We start from the raw sequence: 21,422 nt of genomic DNA on the forward strand, positions 1-21,422 counted from the left end.
AAATTGTATTGCCATGAATCTTAATATAAAAGCGCAGGAGCAGAACACCTACGATGCCATCGTCATAGGATCAGGTGTTAGCGGTGGTTGGGCTGCCAAAGAGCTGACCGAAAAAGGATTAAAAGTATTAATGCTCGATAGAGGTAAGCCCCTCGAGCATGTTAAAGACTACGACACCGCTACCAAAGATCCCTGGGAATTCCCACATCGTGGCCGCCTTACCGTAGACCAACGCGAAACACATCCCAAACTAAGCAGGGACTACCCATATAGCGAACATAACGAGAAGTTCTGGATCAAAGATGTCGATAGCCCATACAACGAAGTAGAACGCTTCGACTGGTACCGTCCTGATATCGTAGGGGGCAAATCCATCATGTGGGGCCGCCAGTCCTATCGCCTCAGCGACCTCGATTTCGAAGCCAACCTCAAAGATGGCATCGCCGTCGACTGGCCCATCCGCTACAAAGACATCGCCCCCTGGTACGACTATGTAGAACGGTTCGCCGGTATCAGCGGCACCCGCGAAGGCCTGCCACAACTGCCCGATGGCCAGTTCCAGCCAGGAATGGAAATGAACTGCGTAGAGAAAGAGGTGAAGAAAAGGATCGAATCCAGCTTCCAGGGCCGTATCATGACCATCGGTCGCGTAGCCAACCTCACACAACCACTGCCCGGCCGTACCGCCTGCCAGTTCCGTAACCTCTGCAGCCGCGGATGCCCATTCGGCGCTTACTTCAGCACACAGTCATCTACACTGCCCGCTGCCGTAAAAACAGGAAACCTCACCCTGCGACCCGATTCCATCGTAAACAGCATCGTCTACGATGAACAAAAAGGAAAAGCCACCGGCGTGCGCGTCATCGACAAACATACCAAAGAAATGATCGAATATCACGCCAAGATCATATTCGTCAATGGCTCCACACTGGGTAGCACCTTCGTACTCATGAACTCCACTTCCAACCGGTTCCCCAATGGACTCGGCAACGACAGCGGCGTACTGGGTAAATACCTTATGGACCACCACTTCCGTACAGGCGCCTCCGGTATAGCCGAAGGCTTCGACGATAAATACCTCTTCGGACGCCGTGCCAACGGTATCTATATCCCCCGCTATCGCAACGTCGGCAGCGACAAACGCGATTATATCCGTGGCTTTGGATACCAGGGTGGCGCAGGTCGCGGCGGTTGGAGCCGCGGTATCGCCGAAATGGGCGTAGGTAAAGACTTCAAAGAAATGCTGACAGAACCCGGCACCTGGTCCATGGGACTCGGTGGATTCGGAGAATGCCTGCCCTATGAAGATAACCTCGTCACTTTGGATACCTCCACCAAAGATGCCTGGGGCCAACCCGTACTGAAATTCAACGCCAAGTTCAGAGAAAATGAAATGAAAATGCGCAAAGACATGGCCAACGATGCCGCCGAAATGCTCGAAGCTGCCGGCATCAAAAATGTAAAAACATACGATAACGGCTCCTGGCCCGGAATGGCCATCCACGAAATGGGTACCGCACGCATGGGCCGCGATCCTAAATCCTCCATCCTCAACGGATGGAATCAGGTGCATACCGTGAAAAATGTCTTCGTGACAGATGGCGCCTCCATGACCTCCGCCTCCTGCGTAAACCCGTCACTCACATACATGGCGCTCACCGCCAGAGCAGCGGACTACGCAGTCAAAGAACTGAAGAAAGGAAATATCTAGCATTCATTATAAGTGCTGATAGGCAGCAGGGTAGCCTCACCGCACCCGCCTGACCTGTCAGCACTTTATCATTCTGCAACAATGAATCTTAACATCAGAGCAGTAGAACAAAATACCTACGACGCCATCGTGGTAGGCTCCGGTATCAGCGGCGGCTGGGCCGCTAAAGAACTGTGCGAAAAAGGCCTGAAAACCATCGTACTAGAAAGAGGTCGCAACGTAGAACATGTGAAAGACTACACCACCGCCATGAAAGCACCCTGGGAATTCGAACACCGCCTCGGATTCACCAACGAAATGAAAGAAAACTTCCCCATCCAGAGCCGCTGCTACGCCTTCGATGAAGCCACCCAGCAATTCTGGGTCAACGACAAAGAAAATCCTTATAACGAAATAAAACCGTTCAACTGGCTACGGGGCTACCAGGTAGGAGGCAGATCCCTCATGTGGGGCCGCCAATGCTATCGCTGGAGCGATGTCGACTTCGAAGCCAATGCCAAAGATGGACATGGCGTAGACTGGCCCATCCGCTACCGCGACATCGAACCGTGGTACAGCTATGTAGAAGAATTCGTCGGCGTCAGCGGACAAGCTGAAGGCCTCCCTCAACTACCCGATGGACATTTCCTGCCTGCCATGGAAATGAACTGCCTCGAAAAACATGTCGCCGGTCGCATCAAAGCACACTTTAACGATCGCATCATGACCATCGGCAGAGCTGCACACCTCACCAAAGGTCTCCATGGCCGCGGCCCCTGCCAGTACCGTAACCTGTGCGCCAGAGGATGCCCCTTCACCGGTTACTTCAGCAGCAACGGCGCTACCTTGCCGGCCGCCGCCAAAACTGGCAACCTCACCTTGCGCCCCGATGCCGTAGTACTCGAAGTACTATACGACGACAAAAAACAAAAAGCCACCGGCGTCCGTATCCTCGATACGCATACCATGCAGACCATCGAATACTACGCCAATATCATCTTCCTAAACGCATCTACCCTCGGCACCACCCAGATATTGCTTAGCTCCGTATCAAGCCGCTTCCCCAACGGGTTCGGCAACGACAGCGAACAGGTAGGACACAACCTCATGGACCACCACTACGGCGTCGGCGCCTGGGGCTCCTTCGATGGCTTTAAAGACCAATACTACAGCAGCGGACGCCGCCCCAACGGCATCTATATCCCCCGCTTCCGCAACATCAGCGAAGCCACCAAACGCACCGACTACGTACGGGGATTCGGATACCAAGGGGGCGCAGATCGCTCCAGAGGTACCACCTGGGATGGCATCGGTGCCGCCTTCAAAGAAGCACAGACAGATCTGGGAGATTGGAGCATGGGCGTCGGCTCCTGGGGCGAACACCTGCCTTATTATGAAAATAAAGCCACCCTCAACAAAGACAAAAAAGATAAATACGGCCTGCCCACCCTCGACATCGACTGCGCCTTCAAAGAAAACGAAATGACCATGAGAAAAGACATGCTCGAAAGCGCCAAAGAAATGCTCGAAGCCGCAGGTCTCAAAAATGTAGGCGGCTACGACGATATGCCGCCCCCCGGACACTGTATCCACGAAATGGGTACCGCACGCATGGGAAAAGATCCTAAAACCTCCGTCCTCAATGGCAACAACCAGTTGCATGCCGTGAAGAACGTATTCATCACAGATGGCTCCTGCATGAGCTCATCCGCCTGCCAGAACCCGTCTATCACCTACATGGCGCTGACAGCAAGAGCATGCGACTTCGCCGTGAAAGAGGCCAAAAAAGGAAATATCTGATCCGGTCAATAACATAATGGCTGACCGGTCATCCGCCGGCCAGCCTTTATGTTTATAGCATATTTTTTAGTGAACAATACAGACAGTAACAATGAAAAAACTACTCTTCAGTAGTGTGCTGGCCCTTGCCTGCTATACCGCACAGGTACAGGCACAAACACAAGGCAGGCACACCTTCGCCCTTAGTAAATCCGCCTTCCTGCTGGACGAAAAACCCTTCCAGATGATCAGCGGCGAAATGCATCCCGCCCGCGTCCCGAAAGAATACTGGCGCCATCGCATCCAAATGACCAAAGCAATGGGCTGCAACACCATCGCCGCCTACGTGTTCTGGAACTACCAGGAACCGCAGGAAGGTCAATTCGACTTCTCCTCCGAAAACCGCAACATCGCCGAATTTATCAAAATAGCCCAGGAAGAAGGAATGTGGGTCATGCTCCGCCCAGGCCCATACGTCTGCGCTGAATGGGAATTCGGTGGCCTGCCGCCCTACCTGCTACGTACCCCCGATATCAAAGTACGCTGCTTGGACCCGCGCTATATGAACGCCGTCACCCGCTATATCCAGGCCCTCGCAACTCAGGTAAAACCGTTGCTGGTAACCAATGGCGGACCCATCGTCATGGTACAAATCGAAAATGAATATGGTAGCTACGGCAACGACAAACAATACCTCCTCAAACTGAAAGAACTGTGGGAACAACAGGGGATTAACGTCCCATTCTATACCGCCGATGGCGCCACCGCCTACATGCTCGAAGCTGGGTCCGTACCGGGCGCCGCCATCGGACTCGACTCCGGTGGCTCCGAAGAAGACTTCGCACAGGCCGCAAAACAACAGCCAGATGTACCGTCCTTCAGCAGCGAATCATACCCGGGATGGCTCACACACTGGGGCGAAGCCTGGGCCAGACCCAAACCCGAAGGCATCCTCAAAGAAGTCAAATTCCTCATGGATACCAAAAGGTCCTTTAATCTCTATGTCATTCATGGCGGCACTAACTTCGGTTTCACCGCTGGCGCCAACTCCGGCGGAAAAGGCTACGAACCGGATGTGACCAGCTACGACTACGACGCTCCCATCAACGAACAGGGAAATGCTACACCTAAATACCACGCCCTCCGCGACCTGATCAGCACCTACCTGCCCAAAGGCAAAAAATTACCGCGCATACCGGCAGCAATTCCCACCACCACCTTTCCCGAAATACAACTCACGCCCTTCACCTCCGTATGGCAACAACTACCGGCAGCTGTCCATTCCGTACAGCCGAAACCGTTCGAAGCATACGCGCAGGACTATGGCTTCATCGTATATAAAACAACACTCATCGGACACAAAAGCGGGAAACTCGTACTCACCGACCTCCACGACTATGCTACCGTATTCCTCAACGGACAATACGTAGGAAAGATCGACAGAAGACTGGGTGAGAACAGTATCACCTTACCCAAAAGTGAGGTAGCACATCCCGAACTCGAAATACTGGTAGAAGGCATGGGACGTATCAACTTCGCACAACATCTCATCGATCGGAAAGGGATCACAGACAGAGCCACCCTCAATGGCATGACCCTGATGAACTGGGACGTATTCAACTTGCCCATGAACACCGATTACATCACCGGCCTGAAACAAACAACGCAGACCGCCCAACGCCCGGGACAGTTTTTTAAAGGCAGCTTCGAACTGAAAACAGCCGCCGATACCTACATCGATATGTCTAAATTTAAAAAAGGCATCGTATGGGTAAATGGCCATAACCTAGGCCGCTACTGGGAAATAGGCCCGCAATACAGATTATATTGCCCCGCCTCCTGGCTCAAAAAAGGCAACAATGAAGTCGTAGTATTCGACCTCCACCAGGTAACACCCGCCCCCATCAGCGGAGTGGCGTCCCTCTAAAATACACAACCGTGTGCTGCACACCGGTATTCCCGGCAGCAGCACATGGTCTGTAAAATAATTCGACATTGGCTATAAGGTGAGGGTCTTCTCTTTAGTCGTCGTATATGTCTCCGCAGTAATAGTATTCACAAATGTCCATTCAGACGTTACTTGGCTCTGCGTAAAAGTGATCTGCACAAAACCCCGCTTCGAAGCATTCACATACTCCACATCCGCTATCAACCCCGGTACCAGCGTCTCAAAAGCGCCTAGCAGATCCGGACAGGTGTTGAACAGGAACCCCAGGTACTTCTCAAATCCGGGTGAACTCACAGAGGCCGTCGCCAGCTCTTTCCCTTTCTCCACACCGCCGTTATCCTTCAATAGGTTATACCAGGCATTATGCGTATCGCCCGCAAACGATATGACAGGCTTATTAAAGGCATTATACAGGTACTCCCGCTCTGCCGGATAGCCATCCCACGCATCCAGGTTGTAAGGGAGTAATACCGCATTCGCACGGCTGCGCTGCGTCTCCTGCTGATAGCGTCTCGCAGTGGCCAGCTTGGCGAGTTTCTTCCTGGCATAGGAGAATTGTGGGCTCGACAGCACAGAGGGGTCCTGCGTACCACCGCCGTCTATCAAGGCCAGGATAGGAATAAGTACCCGCATCAGCTCCTCGTCTATCAGCAGTTTACCCATCAACACCTGCTGCCCCAATACCTGCCAGCGGGCATTGCTGCCGTTCACTTTATTGATCAGCCAGTCCCGTTGTGTCGTGCCAAGTATCGTACGGGTAGGCGCCTGCCAGGCTTGTACAAACGCCGCCTGATCAAATTGGGGCTTCGTCCCCCCAGCAGGCACTCGCATAAAGTCCGCATAGGCCAGCTGCTTCTCACGGCCGATCACCCGCGTATCCAGCATATGCAGGCTCAACAGACTGCCAAATGTGAAGGTGCGGTAGATCTGCTGGATAGACGTACTCTTAAAGGGAAGATATTCACTGTACGCTTGTAAAGCAGCTTGCTTCCTCACCTGGAAACTGCCTTCATTAGGCTGATGATTTTCTGCACCGTCCTTATAGGTGTTGTTGGCAATCTCATGATCATCCCATACACAGATAAATGGTTTGGTACGATGCGCCAGCTGCAGGTTTTTATCCGTACGGTACTGCCTGTATCGCGTACGGTAATCAGGCAGCGACAAGATCTCATGCGTAGGCTGATGATTCCGCCCGAGCGCAGCCGTATGCGCATCCGTACCATACTGACCGTCACCATATTCATAAATGTAGTCGCCGAGATGCACAATGATATCCGCATCCGAATTCGCCATCGCATGGTATACATTGAAAAGTCCGGCAGCATAGTTCGCACACGAACAGATCGCCAGCTTCACCTGCGAAGGATGCGCAGCAATAGTAAGGGTCTGACCAGTATCAGAAACAGTGTTGTCCGCCTGGTTGGCAAAACGATAGTAGAATCGCTGCCCTGCAGGCAACTGCTGTATCTCCACCGCTACAGTATAATCCCTGCCGGCATCAGTGGTCACCTCGCCTTGACGCAGGATCGTAGTAAATGCCGCATCCGTCGCCAACTGCCATTGCAGCGTAGCAGATGGCTGCGTAGTGGAATAACGTGTCCAGATGATCACCTGGGAAGAAGTAGGATCAAAACTGGCTACACCGTGCTCAAACTGCGACAACCGGAAATTGTCGGCAGAAAAGCCTCTCAATACCTGTTTGTCGTCTTTGCAACTAATAAAATTAGGGGCCAGGAGTACACCGCTGGTTAACAATAGGGCGTCCTTTAGGAATTTTCTACGGGGCAATTGTGGTTGGGTCATGATAGGGGGTTTAAAAATACAATATCCCCCGATATTACAATTTATGACTGCCCCTCCGTATTAAGTGTATATTAAAAATTACCTACCGCCAACACCCATAAAGCCGCCGGCGGTAGGCAATAGCAATACCTAAGATATCACCAGGCTGCCAAGACCTTTCTCAAGGGCCGTCTCCTGCAACTGTGGTATCGCAGTGCCCTCAGCACGTACCACAGTAATATCCGTTAACCCTATCATCCCCAATACCGCCTGTAGATAAGGCACCGAAAAGTCATAGACTTTCATCGGCCCCTCCGAATAAACACCGCCCGATGCCGAAGCCAGGTAAACCTTCTTCCCGGTCAGTAACCCTTCCGGGCCATTCTCCGTGTACTGAAAAGTGATACCTCTCCGCACCACCTGGTCTAACCACGCCTTCAGACTGGAATGTATACTGAAGTTGTAAAATGGCACTCCGATCACGATAATGTCGGCTGCCTGCAACGCCGCAATCGCATCAGCAGATATTCGTGCCGCCGCCGCTACCTCCGTACTCCATTGCTCATCAGGCGTAAAGAATGCCTGTATATGCAGGTCCTGCAAGTGCGGTATAGGATCGCTGATAAGGTTATGTACCGTTACAACACTACCAGGATAGGTAGCCTGCAAACGCTCAATAATGCCGTTGGCCAAACGGATACTGTAAGAGGCCTCGCCCCGTGGACTCGAAATGATGTGCAATATATTTTTCATTTGCTTCGATATTTAAAATATTTATGTATAGACATAACATTCCCCTGTCAAAGACTTCGTCTTTTTTTAAATGCAGGGGCAGAATAAAATAGCGCTGATTAATAACGGTAGCTGGCTACAGGAGTAGCCGCCGCCACAGAGTGTTGTAACTTGTGATAAGTAAAGTAGGAGAGGGCCAGCAGTAAAAGCGCGACGATCGGTCCCACCGCATTGCCAATTGGATCACCGGCAGCCGTATGCGCAATAAATGCCGATACAAATGTAAACGTGAATCCCGCATACGTCCACTCCTTGATACGCCCACTCACCGGCGTCAGCAATAATATCGCACCCGTCAGCTTCGCAACAGCCAGCTCTACCCGGAAATAACCGGGATAACCTAAATGCTGAAAACCCGCCTCCACAGTTGCTTGCGTTAAATACGCATAGGCCGAAAAACACATCATCAACGCGATGACACTTGTCACAACCCAGTAAGTAATTTTGATTCCTTTCATGTGATGAGTTTTAGTACACCAAAACTATTTACATTTGGTAATAAATGATTAGCAGTATACAAAAGGTTAGTACTAACCTTTTTATTAGTGCCTAAACACAATCAGATGAAAGATCAACTAACACGGGAAAAAAAATGTAGCGCCTACCAGGCAGCCCTGGACGATGCACTATATGCGATCGGCGGAAAATGGAAACTACGTGTGATCAGCGCTTTAAAACATGCCGGTGCCATGAGGTTCAACGAACTGCAACGCGCCATCGCAGGTATCTCCGCCCGCGTATTATCCAACGAACTGAAAGACCTCGAACTGAATGGCTTCGTCAAAAGAATAGTCTACACACAAACACCTGTAATAGTAGAATATGCACTGACAGATTATGCCGACTCACTCGGACATGTACTGCAATCCCTCATCGCATGGGGAGAACAACATCGCATCACACTGAGAGAAGCACATCGCGCCCAGGTAACAGGTAACTCAGAAAATAATTAGCGTATACGCATATAAGTTAGTATATTCATAAAAGGAATGCCGGCCCCGGAACCACAAGTTCCGGACCGGCATTTTTCATTGACCCGATAACTATTTTTTCAGGTATACCGCTTTCAGCGCAGTAATATCATTAGCCGTAAATGGCCGGTTCGTACCGTCAGAACACGCCAGCATCCAGGACTTGGCATCAGGATCAGTAGGCGTATTCGGAATATGGATCATACCAACATCCGCACCACCGGATCCTTCATTGTAATTACCCACCGGCTTCTCACCAAGCCAGACAAGTATTTGATCCAATGTCGAATAACCACAACTGTAGTTGCGCATATGATAATCCGAATGACGGAACCCTATAGCATGCCCGATCTCATGTGCGATCACCGTCGTCAACTCATCCACATTCTTATAACTGTTGGAATATACCCGCGTCGTCAACGTAAACCCCTTGGCAGGATTACCCAGGCTGTCCGGAAATCCTGCCGCTTGCCCGAGAATAATACTGCCATCTGGAGTAGTACCCAGATCCCGGGCAGTTACCAGTATATCATTGCTGACGGATTTATCTACCCGCTGCATAGATAATTGAAGGCCTACCGCATTATAACGGTCTATCGCTTTTTGTACACATACCTTAAAGAGGGAATCCGAACCGCCGGCATCCACCGCGATCTTTAATACCCTTGGTAATCGCGTTACCACGTATTTAGTCCGGTACTGCTCTGTACCAGGCTTGCGCTGCTTTAAAGCAACTATATCAGCTGCCATCGCATCCAGTTGCGCCGCCGTCAGGAACACGTCCCCCTCCACAACATAACCGTTTCCTTGTTTAAACGCATTAGAGGGGTTAAAACCGGCTTCCAGGATCCTTATGTTCTCTGCCTTACTGAGATTATTGATAGGGGTATTCGGGGAAGAAGCAGGTCTGTTGTCTTTTTTACAGGCTGTAAACATCGCGCCGGCCAGGCACACCAGTGCCAGCGACACACGCATAGAGGGAGTCTTCATGGTTGTAGATTTTGGTTATTACTCAATTTGGGTCGATATGCAGACCAACATAGCTATTTGATGGTCGTAGGTAAACATAGGAGCTCCTGTATAAAGGATACCATCGCCTTTTTATTTTACCCCATCCTGCTGAAAAATTTTTTTCAGCAGGGAGCAACCTCCGGTAATTCTCTGGCGTAATCAGTACATCGAGAAAAATTAAATCAACAAGTCTATGTTAAATGCAATCAAACGCCAGCTGGCTGTAGTAGCCATCTGCGGCCTCTCCATGACCGCGTGTAAGAAAGATGATAATAATAATCCGACAACACCTCCGCCACCTGCCAACAACATCACTTTAAGACAAACTTCATTAGGACAAGTATTAACCGATAGCCTAGGAAAAACCCTGTACCTATTCACCCGCGACACCACCGGCAACTCCGTATGTACCGGCGGATGTCGCACCACCTGGCCTGTTTTTTATGCCGCCGAGATCAGAGTGCCAGAAGGCCTGCTGGCAAGCGATTTCAGTACCATCACCCGTCCTGATGGCGACAAACAAACCACCTACAAAGGATGGCCTTTGTACTATTACAACGCCGATGGCGCCGCTGGCGACGTGAAAGGAGAGAACGTCGGTAAAGTATGGTACGTAGCCAAAGCCGATTACACGATCATGCTCATGAATGGTCAACTGGTAGGCCACGATAACAAACACTACACCAGTAATTACACAGAAGGTGATGAGATCGTACAGTACTTCACCGACGCAGCTGGTCGCACCCTGTATGCTTTCAGAAATGACCGTTTCAATAAAAACAACTACACTAGATCAGACTTCTCTAACAACGCCGTTTGGCCAATCTATGAAACCGCTGCACTCAAAAGTATCCCTTCCGTTTTAGCGGCTTCCGATTTCACCACCATCGACGTATTCGGTAGAAAACAACTGACCTACAAAGGATGGCCTTTGTACTACTTCGGACAAGATGCACAACAACGGAGTAAAAATAAAGGCATCAGCTTCCCCCAACCGGGTATCTGGCCAATCGTAAACCAACAGACAGCAGCAGCTGCACAACCCTGATAAGTTATTAATGGAAGAGGACCATACAAACCGGGAGGTCGGCTGCTGGGCCGGCCTCCTTTCTTATTTACAGCAACAGTAATAGCTTGTAAAACAATAAATTAAGTAATAATTAGCTGGTGTATCGTATTGATAGTTAAATGGTTAAGTGCTCAGGTCCACCTCTCCTGTATCATTCGTATAACATTCGTATATCATTCCTATATCCAACAGGTATTTCCCGTTTAGGTGAACGATGTATAACTGACAGACTTTCAATGAATAAAATGAACACTTTTTGAGGATAATGAACATCCGAGGAAACGCATAGTAACCTAACTTTATTCCGCTTGTTCTTTAATCATCAAATGCAACGTGTATGAAAATATCATGTAGAACCGCACTCGGACTGGGAATACTCCTGTTCTTTTTCTCCTCCGCAGGAATGGCTCAATCATACCCGCAAAAAAATACCGCCCCGACACATCCCATAGCCAAACACATACCGCCTCCCATAAAGACATTATAGGTTAGGGGTTTTTGATTATACATATAAAGGCAGGGTAATACACCCTGCTTTTTTATGCACTGATACCAAAGATCAGCCAATCTCGTTATCTTCATGATGGCCTCCTCGTGAAAGCCGGTGTCATCCCACCTCTTGTTTTTTGCCCGTAATTTTATTAATTTAGAAATACTCGTTCTTTTTCATTGTTCACCGCTAAACACGTTCACCATGGGACAAGTGCAAAATATCTTACATACCAAAGGAAACGCTGTGTATGCAGTTCACCCCGACGATACAGTGTATGAAGCACTGAACGTCCTGGTAGATAAAAATGTAGGAGCCCTCGTAGTACTCGATGGTGACAATTTCCTCGGTATCTTCTCCGAACGCGACTACGCCCGCCGGGTGATCCTCAAAGGCCGCGCATCCAAAGAAACACGCATCCGCGAGATCATGACAGAAAACCCCATCACCGTCTCCCTCGATGCCTCCATCGAAGACTGCATGATCAAAATGACCGATAAACATATCCGCCACTTGCCCGTAGTAGACGATAACGGCCGCCTCGCAGGACTCATCTCCATAGGAGATGTCGTAAAGTTTATCATCGACGAACAACGATACGTCATCAATAACCTGGAAAGTTATATCAATGGCACCCATCACTAGCCCATGAGCAAACCTTCCTGGCTATCTTATCAAACCCAGCTGCTGCATCATCGATAATTCATCCGTCACCCGCCAGTGCTCAACGATCCTGCCACGGACAATCCTTTCAATGTTGATCTGGTTCACGGTAAATTTTTTCCCGGTAGCTGCCCTCCCAAAAAGAGGTCCCTTATGAGTACCGCTCACCGTCACCCGGGCTACCGCCATGCTGTCATTGACAACCAGGTCCTGTATCTCGTAATGCAAGTCCGGAAACGCAGTCCGCAACGCCGACACAATAGGCTTCAGACCCGCAGGCCCCGGAGGAGGATCCGGCACACTGGGCGTATGGTTAATATACCCGGGCGATAACAACACATCCAGCTCCTCCAGCCGGCCCTCATTCCATACTTGAGAAAAATAACGGGAAACGATCTGCCTGTTCTGATCCGCCTGCGAAACAGGACGCCGCTCAGCTACCCGGCCACAACCCGGTAACAGCAAAGACGCAAAAGCCAAAACAATAAAAGAAGGAATAACTGCTGACATAACGATTTTTGTCAGCCAAAGTTCCGGGGTTTCATACCCCGCTCCAATCACATAGGGTAACTTTTTGAGATAGCTACTACAGTACCCTCCGGACCTATTTCCAAAGTCCTTCCATGATCAACGGAATAAACAACCTGTTCTTAGGTACATCCTGCCCGGATGCAGGTGCACAGCTGCCATCAGTAACAGAGAAATGCTCCGGATCGGCTATCAGCCGCGTATTTAATTGCATATAGGATTGCATCAGGAACAAGGGCGCCGTACCCCCACTATAACCCCGGCCACCAGACCCCGAACAGAAATACGACGCTCCCAGGGTTACTACCCCTGCCAGCAAGATCACCATAAGTACAAGTACCTTTTTCATATAATGGCGTTTACGTAAATAAAGACGAACCATCCATAAAAAAGTTGCAAGGCAGGATAACTTTTTTTAAAGATCATTGTTAATCAATCGCATAGCGTGAGGTAAATAGGCAAACTTCCTCCTGTCCACCGGCCCGCAAGTATTAAAAATTACTTAAAAAGCCCCGGCCACCCACACCTAATGCATAAAAAAACCTAACTTTTAATAAAATATAGTAATATGAAAAAGTTACTCACCGGTTTGTTGGCCATGTTCATGGGATTATCCGTAACAATGGCACAAACACCTGCAACAGCAAAAAAAGAAGCAAAAGCCGCTAAAACAAAAACAGAACAAACCGCCACCAAAACTAAAAAGGATGGTACCCCGGACATGCGCTACAAAGAAAATAAAGCCGCTACCGCACCAGGCCCTAAGAAAAAAGATGGCACACCAGACATGCGCTATAAATCAAATAACAAAGAAGCCGGAAAGAAAAAATCTTAATAACACATTAAAAGCACATAATAAAAAAGCCGTACGCATCATACGTACGGCTTTTCCTTTATTAAGATCATCCTTATTTCATCAACCGCTGCACTGTTACCCGCGAACGCTGCTCCAGCAATATACGCCGGTTCGTACACAACTCACTCAGCAACCCGTCTTCATAATAGCGCACCGTTAGCAACTCCAACCCCTCATTATACGCAATCTTGTAATCAAGATGTAACGTCTTGATCAGCTGCTCTATCTTCTCCGGATTATTATCTATACAGCAGGAAAAACTGATCGCACCATTCTGCATCAGGTTGATCTTGATCTTCAATCCGTGGAAGATCTCATAAATATCACTGATACGCTCCTCCGTAATAAAACCATAGTCACGCGATGTAATAGTGATCAACACCTGGCTCTTCTTCAATACAATGATAGGAGGAAGCTGCTTGCCTACAGCACTCTCATGGATCACCGTACCAGGCAGGTCCTTGTTCAGAAAACATTTTACATACAAGGGGATCTGCTTGTTCTGCAACGGCTTGATCGTCTTCGGATGGATCACCTGCGCACCATAATATGCCATCTCTATCACCTCGCTGAAGCTGATCTCCGGTATATTGATGGTGTTGGGAAATAACTTCGGGTCCGCATTCTTCAACCCTTCCACATCCTTCCAGATAGTCTGGCTCTCCGCATTCAGCAGGTTGGCAAATACCGCAGCAGAATAATCACTGCCCTCACGTCCCAACGTCACACTCTCATTCTGGTCCGTACTGCCTATAAAACCCTGCGTGATCACCAGGTTCATCGTATTGAATATCGGAAACACCTTCTCATTCACCTGACGACCCGTCACCTCCCAGTCAATATTACCGTCACGGAAATTATCATCCGTACGGAAAATATCCCTTACATCCAGCCACACATTAGGTAAGCCGGCCATATTAAAATAAGCACTCACGATCGCTGTGCTCAATAACTCACCCAGGCTCACCAACTGATCATAGTAATAGTCAAAATTACGTATCGGCTTCTCCCCAAGTGTCCATTCCGCTTCCGTAAAAAACTGTTGCAACTGCGTATACAAAGGATGATCCTTCGTACCCAGCAAACCCTCCGCTACCTGTATATGCTGCTGCTCTATATTGTACAATAATTGCGCTGCAATCTCCCGCTTACGCATAAAATAATTCTGTGCTACCTTCTCCAACTCATTGGTCGTTTTACCCATAGCAGAAATAACGATCAATATCTTCTCATCAGGAAACGATTGCAGAATGCCGACTACCTGCCGTATACGTTCAATGCTTTCTAAACTTGCACCACCAAACTTGAAAACCTTCATATGTGGGATTATCTTCTGTTAAAAAATATTTGGCAAAGTACGACAACTTTAAATTTGTTTTAAAAACTCTCTTTACGGAAATGACACTTTCGTTAAAATAGGCCTAATTCGTTTAATTTCGTCCGGAAACTCCCGAACGTTATGAGTAACAAGCAAAAAGTAATGACACTGGATGAATTTACCATCCAGGAGCTTAGGAACTACCCCGGCGCTACCGGCCAGCTATCAGGCCTGCTAAGGGATATAGGCCTGGCTGCCAAACGCGTCAATGTAGAAGTGAACAAAGCCGGTATAGCGGATATACTCGGAGAAGCAGGTAAAACAAACGTACAGGGCGAATCCGTAAAGAAACTCGATGAATTCGCTAACGAACAGTTCATCAACTCCCTCCGTACCAGCATCTATTGCTGTGGTGTCGCCTCAGAAGAAGAAGAAAGCTTCATTATGTTCGATGATGAACACTCCAAAAACTCCAAGTATGTAGTGCTCATGGACCCCCTCGATGGCTCCAACAACATCGACGTGAATGTGTCTATCGGTACCATCTTCTCCGTATACCGCCGCCTGTCACCCGAAGGTACCTCCTGCGAACTCGAAGACTTCCTACAGCCAGGTACCCAACAGATAGCCGCCGGATATATCATCTACGGCGCCTCTACCATGCTCGTATACGCCACCCGCAGAAGCGTACAGGGCTTTACACTCGACCCCTCCATCGGCGAGTTCTGCCTCTCCCATCCTAACCTCAAGTGCCCCCCGGATAGCGATATATTCTCCGTAAACGTTGGATACTACCACCTCTACGAAGCAAATATCCGCCGGTCCATCGACCACTTCATGGCCAGATCAGAAGAAGAAAAAATATATCGCCACCGCTTCGTAGGTTGCATGGTCGCCGAAATTCACCGTACCCTCATACAAGGCGGTATCTTCATGTACCCCGCCTTCGGTAAATATAAATCCGGCCGCCTCCGCCTCTGCTACGAATGCAATCCCATGTCTTTCATCATGGAAAAAGCCGGCGGCGCTTCCATGGCAAACGGTAAACAACGCCTCCTCGAACTCAAACCCGCACAACTACACCAACGGATCCCCATATTCATCGGCTCCAAAGGCCTCATGGATACCTGGCAACAAATCGTCAATCAATAACAATCCAACGTATTAATATATCCCACCCTTGCACGTCCGCAATAAACGGCAAGGGTGGACCTTTTTCATCCCCTTTGTACATAAACCTCCCCTCAGTCCCCCTTTATTACTTCAATTAGGTTAATATCTGTCAAGTTCCGGTTAAATTCCGAAAAGTCAACGCCTGACAGATATACTATCTTTCGAAGTCCTAACCAGCAAGGAGTGACAACATCTGAGTACTATAACAACACCGGTCAACCGGAGCATGTGAACAATGACCAACAAACTCCCGTCGATGAACTGACACATGGCTGGCAGGAATTCCAACGCCATAACGAACGGGGCCTCTATAAGATTTACCACCACCTGTTCGACAACCTGTACCATTATGGTATCTCCGTCATACAAGACAAAACACTCATAAAAGAAGCCATCAACGATGTCTTCGTCGAACTATGGCAAAAACGCGATCGCCTGCAAATACCAGATAACATCCGCAACTATATCTTCATCTGCTTTAAAAGACGCTTGTATAAAGCCCTCAAAAAACAACCAACCCATACCAGCCATATCGATAACCCACTCTTCCCCGAACCGACCGTAGCTCCTTACGAAACGGTCCTCATCCAACTCGAAACCGACGCACAACTACGCCTGCGCATGGAAAACATACTGGCATTACTCACCTCCCGCCAGAAAGAATTCATACGCCTGCGCTTCTACGAAAACATGAGCATGGAAGAAATATCCCTCAAAACCTCCGCCTCCGTACGCACCATCTATAACACCTTACACAATGCACTATCTCTCATCCGTAATACCATCTCCATCCCTATATGGACGCTCCTGACACTTTCGTGGTATTTTTGGGAATTTATCCGCTCCCTTTGGTAAAAAAATAACAACACCTCCCTCTTTAATAAAAACGGGCAATACATGGACCTGCAGCAATATAAAATGGAAGACTTCATGCTCAACGATTCCTTCGTTCGCTACTGCCTGCAGATAGATGCTGCCGACATAGCCTTCTGGGAAGACTTCAAAGCGCGTCATCCACAACAGCAGGCAAACATCAACACAGCCAGAGAATGGGTACTTAAACTGGGTAATCACCTCACCGCCCAAGACAAACAATCCGCCTTCGAACAACTAAAAGCCAGGATCGACCTGCCAGATACCAGCCGCATGCCACCCCACCACCGCAAACCCTGGTATGCCGCCGCAGCAGTGCTCACAATGGCCCTGATCGCCCTTACCTGGCTATGGCAAAACAATAGAAGCGTAAAACAAACACAACGACCACGCATCACCTATAAAACATACAAGGCCTCCGATACACAACGCCGCGAACTCATACTGCCCGATGGATCCCGTATCGTACTCAACGCCAACAGCCGCCTGCAAGTACCAGACGACTTCGGCAACAACAACCGCCATCTTACCTTATATGGCGAAGCCTGGTGCGAAATAGCTCCGGATGAAACATGGCCCTTTGCCATCACCGCCGGCACCACTCATGTACAGGTATTAGGCACCACTTTTCGCATCCGTGCCTACGACTTCGATAGCACCGTCACCATCGCACTGCTGTCCGGCAAAGTAAAAGTAGCCGCCGGCAAACAACAACAACGCGAATTGCAACCAGGACAAGCCGTCGCCGTCAAAGAAAATAATATCGGCAACGTCCCCATGGACATCAACTACGAAGAAAACTGGCAACAGGGCAAACTCCTGTTCAAAGATGCTTCCCTCGAAGACATCGCACATGCCCTCCAGAACTGGTATGGCCTAAAAGTCAACCTGCCAACAGGCCCGTACAAAACAGTACACTTTAACGGCACATTCATCAACAAATCATTGCAGGACGTCACAACTGCTATCACATATATCACCGGTATTAAGATCGATCAAAAAAAGGGACAACTATTTATCAGCCATTAAACATCTCAGCTTCACTGTTATCGTAAGCTAACTATTAAACTACCGACGTTATGAAATACAACCGCAACTCCTGTAAATACAGGAGAATGGCCCTCCGTGTGTGCTGCATGGCCGCAACCGTATTGCTGCTGTCCTGGGTACAGGTAACGGATGGCCTCAAAAGTAAAGTGAACATAGGATTCCAGCAAAGCGGCGTGATCAGCATCCTCCACTACCTGGAGAAAAATGCCCAGATCAGGTTCTCCTACAATCGCGACGACCTCGAACGTACCGCCAAACTCACCATCGACAAAAAAGTACGTACCGTAGAAGAACTCCTCAAAGAGATCAGCGCCGCCACCGGCCTGGAATTTAAGATCATGCAGGACATGATATGGGTCAAACCTGTACCGACTCCCGCACCCTCACCAAAGACAGCCACCGCCACTCCGGATATAACCGGCACCGTTAAAGCAGCCTCCGGCGAACTATTGCCGGGGGTGAGCGTCAAAGTAAAAGGTACCTCCAATGGCATACTCACCGATGTAAACGGCCGGTTCATACTCAAAAATGTACCCGACAATGCCGTCCTGGAAATATCCTACATCGGCTTCGAAACAACAGAACTGCCCCTGAAGGGCCGCTCAGAACTATCCATCACACTCAGCCCTTCCGTAAAACAACTCGAACAGGTTGTAGTAGTCGGATATGGCACCCAACGTAAAGGCAACGTAACCAGCGCAATCTCCTCCGTAAAAGGAGAAACCGTACAAAATATGGCCACCAACAACCCCATCGATGCATTACAGGGTAGGGTAGCAGGCCTTACCGTAACAAACGCCGGCGGACAACCAGGCGCCGCCGCAGATGTCCGCATCCGAGGCGTCGGCACCTTCGGCAGCCACAAACCCCTCTACGTAATCGATGGCACACCAGGCGACCCCTATTATCTCAATAACAACGATATCGCCTCCATGGAAGTACTCAAAGATGGCGCTGCCGCCGCTATATATGGCTCCACCAGCGCCAACGGCGTCATCCTCATCACCACCAAAAAAGGCAAAAAAGGACCGCCACTCATCGAATTCAACTCCTACTACAGCTTCGTCAATCCCACCCGGAAATATAATCTCCTGGACGCCGATGGCTACAAAAAAGTACATAAAATGATGTACGAAAATGTAGGCAGAACACCGCCCGCATTCGTCACCAAACAAACTGGTGTCAATACCAACTGGCAGGATGAAATACTCCAACAGGGAACAGCAGAAAACTATAATATCAACCTCCGCGGCGGTGGCGACTTTATCAACTACGCCCTCAGCGGCGATATCACCAATGAAAAAGGAACCTACGTAGGCTCCGGCTTCAAAAAGAAAACCGTCCGCTCCCGAAACGAATACAAAAAAGATTTCCTCACCATAGAAGCCAACATCACCTACTCCGAAACAAGAGCAGAAGCACATAAATTCAATCCCAGGGAAGCCTACTTCCAGTCTCCGCTGTTGCCAGTATTTGACCCGGCAGAAAAATATCGCTACGCCCTCCAGGTCGATAACCTGCCCAAATACCAGAACCCACTCGCCGCAGACCACTATCTGCAGGGATACACCAACACACAATATTTTAATGCGAATGTCCGCCTGAGCGCACAACTATACAGAGGCCTCAAATTCGTGAGCAACCTCAACTTCATCAACGCAAACGAATTTACCTATACCTTCCGCCCCGTAGTACGTATCAACCCGAACGACGGACAAACACCCTATGCCAACTTATATAACCAGCGCTCCAACTATCGCGAACGCCTCATGGAAAACCTGCTGTACTACGACTTACTAAAAGGAAAACATTCCCTCAACATCATGGCGGGTTACACCGCACAGGAACAAACCAACGACTGGCTCAACGTAACCGCCGATGGTAAAACCATCGTACGAACCGTCGTAGATGGAGAGATAAAAGAACAGGTAGTACCGGGCGGTTTCCTCGACCCTTCCTTCGTCACCATCGATGGCGCTAAAGGGGGCACCTTCGGCGCCGGTGGCAGCCGCAATAAATATGTAAGACTGTCCACCCTCGGCCGTATCAACTACGCCTACGACGATAAATACATGCTCCAGTTCTCCGTCCGCCGCGATGGCTCCTCCAAATTCGACATGGCCTACCGATACGGCATATTCCCTTCCGTATCCGCAGGATGGAATATCCAACGCGAACCTTTCATGGCAGGCATCAAATGGCTGGATATGCTGAAACTCCGCGCCAGCTACGGCCAGCTGGGCAACGAATCCGCATTGGGATTCTATGACCACCAGACGCTCATGTATGTCGACAACACCTGGCTCGGCGGATACGTGCAGGGATCCGGCGGAACACCCTGGACAGGCATCATCGCACAGGACCTCGTAGAACGTAAACTGCGCTGGGAAACAAGCCGCTCCACCAACGCCGGCTTCGACTTCGCATTACTCAATAACCGCCTCAGCGGTGCCTTCAACTTCTTCAACAACGTAACCGATGGCCTCCTCATCACCAAAGAAGTAGCACCCTCCTCCGGCCTCAACAACCCCGTACTCAACGTCGGTAAGATCCGAAACAGAGGTTGGGAACTCGAAGTCACCTACAGCGAAAAGAAAAAAAATTGGCAATACAGCATAACCGGCGTACTCAGCTCCGTAAATAACAAAGTACTCAGCCTCGCCAACAACGGACAAACATTGTACGGCACCGGCCTCAAATTCGGTTCCGATCACATCGCTAACCAAACCCGCGCAGGCAAAGAAATCGGCGCCTTCTATCTCTATGAAGCCGATGGCATCTTCCAATCCGACGATGCCGCCGCAAACTATAAAAACAAAGAAGGACAACCCCTCCAACCTGCCGCCAAAGCAGGCGATATCCGCTTCCGAGATACCAACGGCGATGGCGTCATCGACGAAAATGATAAGTCCTACCAAGGCGCCGCTTTCCCCTCCCTCGAATATGGATTCAACCTCAGCGCCGCCTGTAAAGGCTTCGACCTCGCCCTATTCTTCCAGGGCGTAGCTGGCAACAAAATATACAATGGCAACCGGTTCGAACTCGAAGGCATGGATGCCGGCCGCAATTTCCTCAATACCACCCTCAACGCCTGGACACCACAAAATACCAACACCGATATGCCAAGAGCCGTACTGGGAGATCCTAACCGCAACGCCAGAGAATCCACACGCTTCCTGGAAAAAGGCGATTACCTGCGCCTGAAAACAATACAGCTGGGATACACCTTCTCCACCGCATTGCTGAAACACATCCACGTACAACGGCTTCGGCTATATGTAGGCGCACAGAACATACTCACCTTCACCAAATACAGCGGCCTCGATCCCGAGATCGGCAGAACTGCCGTACTCAACTCAGGCCTCGACCGCATGCAATACCCACAGAACAAAAAGGTGATGTTAGGCGCCCAGCTATCATTCTAAA

Annotated in this window: 18 protein-coding genes; 11 read left to right on the top strand and 7 right to left on the bottom strand. The window is 49.5% G+C overall.

Annotation, left to right across the window (positions count from 1 at the left end):
* Window positions 1-13: 13 nt before the first annotated feature.
* From KTO58_RS06220 to KTO58_RS06230, 3 genes are all read left to right on the top strand, one after another.
* On the top strand, window positions 14-1,711 hold the full coding sequence (locus KTO58_RS06220) for a GMC oxidoreductase (protein WP_095840210.1): 1,698 nt from the start codon (window positions 14-16) through the stop codon (window positions 1,709-1,711).
* 81 nt (window positions 1,712-1,792) lie between these two features.
* Window positions 1,793-3,490 (top strand): GMC oxidoreductase, encoded by a 1,698-nt coding sequence (locus KTO58_RS06225; RefSeq protein WP_095840209.1) that lies wholly within the window; start codon window positions 1,793-1,795, stop codon window positions 3,488-3,490.
* Between the two features lie 91 nt (window positions 3,491-3,581).
* On the top strand, window positions 3,582-5,396 hold the full coding sequence (locus KTO58_RS06230; protein ID WP_095840208.1) for a glycoside hydrolase family 35 protein: 1,815 nt from the start codon (window positions 3,582-3,584) through the stop codon (window positions 5,394-5,396).
* Between the two features lie 72 nt (window positions 5,397-5,468).
* Here KTO58_RS06230 and KTO58_RS06235 read toward each other — a convergent pair whose 3' ends face one another.
* The 3 genes from KTO58_RS06235 to KTO58_RS06245 all read right to left on the bottom strand — a co-directional run bounded on the left by KTO58_RS06235 (window position 5,469) and on the right by KTO58_RS06245 (window position 8,452).
* The gene (locus KTO58_RS06235; protein ID WP_095840207.1) at window positions 5,469-7,223 is read right to left on the bottom strand and encodes an alkaline phosphatase D family protein; all 1,755 of its coding nucleotides are present in this window, start codon (window positions 7,221-7,223) and stop codon (window positions 5,469-5,471) included.
* A gap of 129 nt (window positions 7,224-7,352) precedes the next feature.
* The gene (locus tag KTO58_RS06240) at window positions 7,353-7,955 is read right to left on the bottom strand and encodes an FMN-dependent NADH-azoreductase (protein WP_095840206.1); all 603 of its coding nucleotides are present in this window, start codon (window positions 7,953-7,955) and stop codon (window positions 7,353-7,355) included.
* Between the two features lie 98 nt (window positions 7,956-8,053).
* Complete coding sequence (locus KTO58_RS06245; RefSeq protein ID WP_095840205.1) at window positions 8,054-8,452, bottom strand: DoxX family protein; 399 nt, start codon at window positions 8,450-8,452, stop codon at window positions 8,054-8,056.
* 105 nt (window positions 8,453-8,557) lie between these two features.
* Between KTO58_RS06245 and KTO58_RS06250 the strand changes: the two genes are divergently transcribed.
* Entirely contained in the window at window positions 8,558-8,947 is a 390-nt protein-coding gene (locus tag KTO58_RS06250; RefSeq protein ID WP_095840204.1) for a winged helix-turn-helix transcriptional regulator, read from the top strand.
* Window positions 8,948-9,037: 90 nt separating this feature from the next.
* On the opposite strand, the gene KTO58_RS06255 is transcribed toward KTO58_RS06250, so the two are convergent.
* Window positions 9,038-9,955: a M57 family metalloprotease gene (locus KTO58_RS06255; RefSeq protein WP_095840203.1), complete on the bottom strand. Its 918-nt coding sequence runs from the start codon at window positions 9,953-9,955 to the stop codon at window positions 9,038-9,040.
* A gap of 214 nt (window positions 9,956-10,169) precedes the next feature.
* Here KTO58_RS06255 and KTO58_RS06260 point away from each other — a divergent pair, with 214 nt between their 5' ends.
* Both KTO58_RS06260 and KTO58_RS06265 read left to right on the top strand, forming a co-directional pair.
* Window positions 10,170-11,024, top strand: coding sequence for a hypothetical protein (locus KTO58_RS06260; RefSeq protein ID WP_095840202.1), 855 nt, complete (start codon window positions 10,170-10,172; stop codon window positions 11,022-11,024).
* Window positions 11,025-11,739: 715 nt separating this feature from the next.
* On the top strand, window positions 11,740-12,180 hold the full coding sequence (locus KTO58_RS06265; protein ID WP_095840201.1) for a CBS domain-containing protein: 441 nt from the start codon (window positions 11,740-11,742) through the stop codon (window positions 12,178-12,180).
* Window positions 12,181-12,201: 21 nt separating this feature from the next.
* Here the strand turns inward: KTO58_RS06265 and KTO58_RS06270 are convergent, their stop codons facing one another.
* Together KTO58_RS06270 and KTO58_RS06275 are read right to left on the bottom strand one after the other, a co-directional pair.
* Entirely contained in the window at window positions 12,202-12,708 is a 507-nt protein-coding gene (locus tag KTO58_RS06270; protein WP_157753156.1) for an ester cyclase, read from the bottom strand.
* Between the two features lie 94 nt (window positions 12,709-12,802).
* The gene (locus tag KTO58_RS06275) at window positions 12,803-13,075 is read right to left on the bottom strand and encodes a hypothetical protein (RefSeq protein ID WP_095840199.1); all 273 of its coding nucleotides are present in this window, start codon (window positions 13,073-13,075) and stop codon (window positions 12,803-12,805) included.
* A 219-nt stretch (window positions 13,076-13,294) separates the two neighbouring features.
* Between KTO58_RS06275 and KTO58_RS06280 the strand changes: the two genes are divergently transcribed.
* Window positions 13,295-13,561, top strand: a complete 267-nt coding sequence (locus KTO58_RS06280; protein WP_095840198.1) for a hypothetical protein — start codon at window positions 13,295-13,297, stop codon at window positions 13,559-13,561.
* Window positions 13,562-13,634: 73 nt separating this feature from the next.
* Here the strand turns inward: KTO58_RS06280 and KTO58_RS06285 are convergent, their stop codons facing one another.
* On the bottom strand, window positions 13,635-14,900 hold the full coding sequence (locus KTO58_RS06285) for an aspartate kinase (RefSeq protein ID WP_095840197.1): 1,266 nt from the start codon (window positions 14,898-14,900) through the stop codon (window positions 13,635-13,637).
* Window positions 14,901-15,041: 141 nt separating this feature from the next.
* Here KTO58_RS06285 and fbp point away from each other — a divergent pair, with 141 nt between their 5' ends.
* From fbp to KTO58_RS06305, 4 genes are all read left to right on the top strand, one after another.
* Window positions 15,042-16,052 (top strand): class 1 fructose-bisphosphatase, encoded by a 1,011-nt coding sequence (fbp, locus tag KTO58_RS06290; protein ID WP_095840196.1) that lies wholly within the window; start codon window positions 15,042-15,044, stop codon window positions 16,050-16,052.
* A 204-nt stretch (window positions 16,053-16,256) separates the two neighbouring features.
* Window positions 16,257-16,928 (top strand): RNA polymerase sigma factor, encoded by a 672-nt coding sequence (locus KTO58_RS06295; protein ID WP_157753155.1) that lies wholly within the window; start codon window positions 16,257-16,259, stop codon window positions 16,926-16,928.
* A 42-nt stretch (window positions 16,929-16,970) separates the two neighbouring features.
* Window positions 16,971-17,975 carry a FecR family protein gene (locus KTO58_RS06300; RefSeq protein ID WP_095840194.1) on the top strand — a complete coding sequence of 335 codons (1,005 nt, stop codon included), beginning with the start codon at window positions 16,971-16,973 and terminating at the stop codon, window positions 17,973-17,975.
* Between the two features lie 50 nt (window positions 17,976-18,025).
* Window positions 18,026-21,421 (top strand): SusC/RagA family TonB-linked outer membrane protein, encoded by a 3,396-nt coding sequence (locus KTO58_RS06305; protein WP_095840193.1) that lies wholly within the window; start codon window positions 18,026-18,028, stop codon window positions 21,419-21,421.
* The last annotated feature ends 1 nt before the right edge of the window (window position 21,422 follow it).

It is taken from the genome of Chitinophaga pendula (assembly GCF_020386615.1).
Taxonomy (GTDB): domain Bacteria; phylum Bacteroidota; class Bacteroidia; order Chitinophagales; family Chitinophagaceae; genus Chitinophaga; species Chitinophaga pendula.

Coding starts and splice junctions, on each gene's coding strand:
- KTO58_RS06220 (WP_095840210.1), top strand. CDS start 14: ATGAATCTTAATATAAAAGCGCAGGAGCAGAACACCTACGATGCCATC.
- KTO58_RS06225 (WP_095840209.1), top strand. CDS start 1,793: ATGAATCTTAACATCAGAGCAGTAGAACAAAATACCTACGACGCCATC.
- KTO58_RS06230 (WP_095840208.1), top strand. CDS start 3,582: ATGAAAAAACTACTCTTCAGTAGTGTGCTGGCCCTTGCCTGCTATACC.
- KTO58_RS06235 (WP_095840207.1), bottom strand. CDS start 7,223: ATGACCCAACCACAATTGCCCCGTAGAAAATTCCTAAAGGACGCCCTA.
- KTO58_RS06240 (WP_095840206.1), bottom strand. CDS start 7,955: ATGAAAAATATATTGCACATCATTTCGAGTCCACGGGGCGAGGCCTCT.
- KTO58_RS06245 (WP_095840205.1), bottom strand. CDS start 8,452: ATGAAAGGAATCAAAATTACTTACTGGGTTGTGACAAGTGTCATCGCG.
- KTO58_RS06250 (WP_095840204.1), top strand. CDS start 8,558: ATGAAAGATCAACTAACACGGGAAAAAAAATGTAGCGCCTACCAGGCA.
- KTO58_RS06255 (WP_095840203.1), bottom strand. CDS start 9,955: ATGAAGACTCCCTCTATGCGTGTGTCGCTGGCACTGGTGTGCCTGGCC.
- KTO58_RS06260 (WP_095840202.1), top strand. CDS start 10,170: ATGTTAAATGCAATCAAACGCCAGCTGGCTGTAGTAGCCATCTGCGGC.
- KTO58_RS06265 (WP_095840201.1), top strand. CDS start 11,740: ATGGGACAAGTGCAAAATATCTTACATACCAAAGGAAACGCTGTGTAT.
- KTO58_RS06270 (WP_157753156.1), bottom strand. CDS start 12,708: ATGTCAGCAGTTATTCCTTCTTTTATTGTTTTGGCTTTTGCGTCTTTG.
- KTO58_RS06275 (WP_095840199.1), bottom strand. CDS start 13,075: ATGAAAAAGGTACTTGTACTTATGGTGATCTTGCTGGCAGGGGTAGTA.
- KTO58_RS06280 (WP_095840198.1), top strand. CDS start 13,295: ATGAAAAAGTTACTCACCGGTTTGTTGGCCATGTTCATGGGATTATCC.
- KTO58_RS06285 (WP_095840197.1), bottom strand. CDS start 14,900: ATGAAGGTTTTCAAGTTTGGTGGTGCAAGTTTAGAAAGCATTGAACGT.
- fbp (WP_095840196.1), top strand. CDS start 15,042: ATGAGTAACAAGCAAAAAGTAATGACACTGGATGAATTTACCATCCAG.
- KTO58_RS06300 (WP_095840194.1), top strand. CDS start 16,971: ATGGACCTGCAGCAATATAAAATGGAAGACTTCATGCTCAACGATTCC.
- KTO58_RS06305 (WP_095840193.1), top strand. CDS start 18,026: ATGAAATACAACCGCAACTCCTGTAAATACAGGAGAATGGCCCTCCGT.